We start from the raw sequence: 1,505 nt of genomic DNA, 5'->3' as shown, positions 1-1,505 counted from the left end.
GGCGCTGTTTCTTGCCACTTCTTCGTTCGACACACACCTAATTCGAAGAGGATTCCTCGATACGATAAAGATGCTTCTCGGTCCGAACAAAGAGTGATCTCCCGGCAACCGCGGGGCTCGCCATGAGTTGCTCGTTGGGCAACGGATTGACGGCCAGGACTTCGAGTTTCCGGGAAGGGTTGATCACGGTGCCGCCCGCATCTTCGTTGAAGAGGTAGATGCGACCATTGGCGTAGATGGGGGACGCCGAGTACTCCCCCTGAACGCGCTGTTTCCAGACGAGTTCGCCGGTTCGGGCTTCAAGACAGGACGCGATACCACCGTGATTCACGAGGAAGAGAAGGTCACCGATGAGCAACGGCGACGAACGCGACGGCATACCCCGCTTCATCGTCCACACCACATGGCTGTCGGTGACGTCGCCGTTCCCATCCGGCTTCACGGCCCAGAGCTCCGGGCGGTCATGATCGATGAGCGCAAAGATCAGTCCGTGCCCGAAGACCGGGCGGGGAGCGACCGAAAAGCCTCGGTGTCGTACTTTCCACAATTCGTTACCCGTAGCCGTGTCGTAGGCGATGAACGCCTTGGCTCCAGGGCTGACGAGCTGAGTACCAGACCCTCGTGGGACGACGATCGGCGTGCAGAAGGCCTTGCGCTGATTGACGGGAGTTTGGCTGAAGTCGACGGAGCGATCCGTCCTCCACACCGTCTTCCCGTTGGCCTTGTTCAGTGCAATAACGTACTGCACGTCCCGTCCATCCACATTGAAGACGAACAGGTCGCCCACGAGAGAGGGAGAGCTGCCGGGTCCGGCCCCGGACTCGTGGTCGCATTTCAGGTCGCGGCGCTCCCAAACCCTGTTCCCCGTCGCGGTATCCAGGCAGGCCGTTCCGTACGTGCCGTAATGAACGTACACGCGCCCCTCCTCGATCACCGGAGTCGGCGAGGCGTAGCTGTTTCCGGGCGCGATACGTTGCGGCTGTTCGACGTCGAACACGTGAATATCATGGACGATCTTGCCCGAATCGCGATCGACACAGACCGCCGATAATTTGTGCCCGTCGGCCGTCGCGGTCGTCACCCACACCTGTTTACCCCAGAGGATGGGAGACGACCAACCCCTGCCGTGAATCCGCGTCTTCCAGATAATGTTTTCGCTTTCGCTCCACCGCAGGGGAAGGCCCTCCGAGTCTGAATGGCCGTCACCGCGTGGCCCTCGAAACTCGGACCAGCTACCGGGTCTCACGATCCGGGCGACTTTCACTCGCCCCGCCGTCGTAACACCCTTCCGGTCAGCGTCGGGCATTCGGGTAACGGCCTGACTCGGCGAGGACTGCGCCGCGGTTCCGCCTCCTCCGGAGATCGCCCGCAATTCATCGACGGAGAGAGCGCGTTCGTAGATGCGAACATCGTCGATGAGGCCATGAAAGAGCCTTTCCTTGGCCTGTGCGTTCGCACCAATGAGCACGGGAAAGTCGTTGACGCTGATGTTCGGTGAGGAGTTC

1 protein-coding gene is annotated in these 1,505 nt (G+C 60.9%); it reads right to left on the bottom strand.

Annotated elements, in window-relative coordinates:
• Positions 1-37: 37 nt before the first annotated feature.
• Positions 38-1,505 (bottom strand): PQQ-binding-like beta-propeller repeat protein (locus GY725_26105; protein ID MCP4007670.1); only part of this gene is annotated, 1,468 nt, incomplete at its 5' end.

Source organism: bacterium (genome assembly GCA_024226335.1).
Classification (GTDB): Bacteria; Myxococcota_A; UBA9160; order SZUA-336; family SZUA-336; genus JAAELY01.
The sequence above is the reverse complement of the archived record's forward strand: the minus strand, read 5'-3'. Positions and strand labels throughout refer to the sequence as shown.